Origin of the sequence: Sinomonas sp. G460-2 (assembly GCF_047759905.1) — a bacterium.
Classification (GTDB): Bacteria; Actinomycetota; Actinomycetes; order Actinomycetales; family Micrococcaceae; genus Sinomonas.
Map to the genome: position 1 here is coordinate 1 of NZ_JBKZWT010000407.1, position 2,716 is coordinate 2,716.

The 2,716-nt window shown below is 70.6% G+C and carries 3 protein-coding genes; 1 reads left to right on the forward strand and 2 read right to left on the reverse strand.

Translation table 11 applies throughout. The annotated features are described in order from the left end of the window. The coding region (locus ACLN58_RS20570) for an aldehyde dehydrogenase family protein (protein WP_415857089.1) at positions 1-481 on the reverse strand (481 nt) is incomplete at its 3' end. A gap of 73 nt (positions 482-554) precedes the next feature. Here ACLN58_RS20570 and ACLN58_RS20575 point away from each other — a divergent pair. Then, a complete protein-coding gene (locus ACLN58_RS20575) occupies positions 555-1,058 on the forward strand; it encodes a DUF2004 domain-containing protein (RefSeq protein WP_415857090.1) in 504 nt (167 codons plus the stop codon). A gap of 108 nt (positions 1,059-1,166) precedes the next feature. Here ACLN58_RS20575 and metE read toward each other — a convergent pair. Further along, positions 1,167-2,716, reverse strand: a 1,550-nt coding sequence (gene metE / locus ACLN58_RS20580) for a 5-methyltetrahydropteroyltriglutamate--homocysteine S-methyltransferase (RefSeq protein WP_415857091.1), incomplete at its 5' end; no start/stop codon positions are given.

A 2,716-nucleotide genomic window follows, 5' to 3' on the forward strand; every position in this document is an offset into this window, starting at 1 on the left:
GGTACTCGGCGACCCACCGCGCGAGGGCCGCGCTCGTGCTCGGCGCGTGCTCGCTCGGCTTGACCACCACGGTGTTGCCCGCGGCGAGGGCGCCCACGAGGGGCGCGAGCACGAGCATGAGCGGATAGTTCCACGGGCCGAGGACCAGCACCACGCCGAGGGGTTCCGGCCGGGTCCACGCCGTGGCCGGGGCGAGGGCCGTGGGGACCTCCGCGGGCCGAGGCCGGGTCCATCCGTCGAGATGCGCGAGCGCGTGGGAGACCTCGCCGGCGACGAGTCCGAGCTCGTGCAGCCACGCGTCCGTGGCGCTCTTGCCAAGGTCCTCTGCGAGGGCCGCCTCGAACTCGCGCCGCCGCTCCCTCAGCATGGCCCTGAGCGCGAGCAGCTGACGGCGGCGCCACGCGAGCGGGCGGGTCGCGCCTGATTCGAACTCCGCGCGCGCCGCGGCGACGGCGGCCCGCGCTTGCTGATCCGGGATCACCCTCTCAAAGTAGCGCGCGGCGGCCCGGCTCAACATGCTGGCCTGCCGAGTGGGCCCGGGCTATCGTTTAGTCATGGAGACGGCAGTCAGCCAGCACTTTGGGGAAATTGCCCTCACGCCGGCGGGGCAGCGGGTCATCTCTGGCCAGTACGAGCACGAGGGCGTGCCCGTCGATCTCGACCTGAGCTTCGGCGAGCACGATCGCATGGACGAGTCGTGTATCCACAAGGTCGACTACCGGCTCCGATTCCTCCCCGAGCTCATCGAGGCCGCGCGCGAACGCATCGCGCTGGATCTGACCGACGAGGACTCCCCCGCCGTCGAGTATCGGCACTTCCACTGCCAGAACCTCACCGACGGGAAGATCCGCGAGCTTTTCGGGGTCGAGAAGTCAGACGCGGTCGACGACGACGCGTTCGTCCGCGCGCTGCGCCTCACCCGGGTGGGCATTTTCCCAGGCCAGCCGGAGCGCTATTTCGTTCTCGATTTCACGCTGGGCCAGGGCTTCACCGACGAGGTGCTCGTCGCGGCGGCGGACGAGGACGGCGTGGTCGACGACGAGGTCTCCTGGGACTGAGTGTCTTCTGGGATTAAATGTTGAGGGGTCCCGTCCGGTGCCTTGCGGGGTCAATGTTCTGACATTGACCCCGCAACGTTTGGGACGGGACCCCTCAAGCGATAGGCGTCAGGCGCTGGCTGCGATGACCCCGCGCGCGACCTTCGTGGCCTCGACGAGATTCCGCAGCGACTCCTCGGTCTCCGCGTAGCCACGCGTCTTGAGGCCGCAGTCCGGGTTCACCCAGAGCTGCCGCGACGGGACGTGCGCGACGGCAGTCTTGAGCAGCTCCTCAATCTCGCCCTGCGACGGGACGCGCGGCGAGTGGATGTCGTACACGCCCGGACCGACGCCGCGGCCGAAGCCGTGCGTCTCGAGGTCGTTGACGACCTCCATCCGCGAGCGCGCGGCCTCGATCGAGGTCACGTCGGCGTCGAGGCCGTCGATCGCGTCGATGATCACGCCGAACTCCGAGTAGCACAGGTGCGTGTGGACCTGCGTCGCGTCCGCGGCGCCGGCCGTCGCGAGCCGGAACGACTTGACGGACCAGTCAAGGTAGGCCGGCTGGTCGGCGCGACGCAGCGGGAGCAGCTCACGGAGCGCGGGCTCGTCCACCTGGATGACCTTGATACCGGCAGTCTCGAGGTCCGCGATCTCGTCGCGGAGCGCGAGGGCCACCTGGTTGGCCGTCTCGGCAAGCGGCTGGTCGTTGCGCACGAAGGACCACGCGAGGATCGTCACGGGGCCAGTGAGCATGCCCTTCATGGGCTTCTCGGTGAGCGACTGCGCGTACTCGGCCCACGGGACCGTGATGGGAGCCGGGCGGGACACGTCGCCCCACAGGATCGACGGGCGCGTGCAGCGCGAGCCGTAGGACTGCACCCAGCCGTGGACAGTGACGTCGAAGCCGTCGAGGTTCTCGGCGAAGTACTGGACCATGTCGTTGCGCTCGGGCTCGCCGTGCACGAGCACGTCGAAGCCGAGCTCCTCCTGCAGGTCAACGACGCGCTTGATCTCGTCCTTCATGAGCCGCTCGTACTCGGCCGCGTCGATCGCACCCTTGATGAGGCGGGCGCGGGCGCCGCGGACCTCGGACGTCTGCGGGAAGGAGCCGATCGTCGTCGTCGGGAGCGGCGGGAGGTGCAGCTCGGCGTCCTGCGCGGCGGCCCGCGCGGTGTAGTCGGAGCGCGAGAAGTCGGCGTCCGTGAGCGCGCCCGTGCGCTCGCGCACCTCGCGACGGCGGACGCCAGGGGCGTCGGCGCGCGAGGCGAGGACGCTGGACGCCTCGTCGATCGCGGACTGGGCGGCGGCCGGATCGGCCAGGTAGCCGGCGAGGGTCGCGACCTCGGCGACCTTCTGGTCGGCGAAGGCGAGCCAGCTGCGCAGCTGGGCGTCGAGCTGGGTCTCCTCCTCGACGTCGTGCGGGACGTGGAAGGTCGACGTCGACGTGCTCACCGCGACGTCGGCACCCGCGGCCCGGAGCGAGTCGAGCTTCGCGGCCGATGCCGCGAGGTCGTTGCGCCAGATGTTGTGGCCGTCCACGACGCCAGCGACGACGGTCTTGCCCTCGAACGCGGCGAGCTCCTCGGCCGAGGGAACGGCACCCTTGAACAGGTCGATCGCGACGGCCTCGACGCCGGTCGCGGCGACCGCCGCGGCCTGCTCGCCCAGCCCGCCGT

What these genes read in the sequence shown, in the direction of transcription:
- ACLN58_RS20575 (WP_415857090.1), top strand. Translation starts at nt 555, where the DNA reads ATGGAGACGGCAGTCAGCCAGCACTTTGGGGAAATTGCCCTCACGCCG.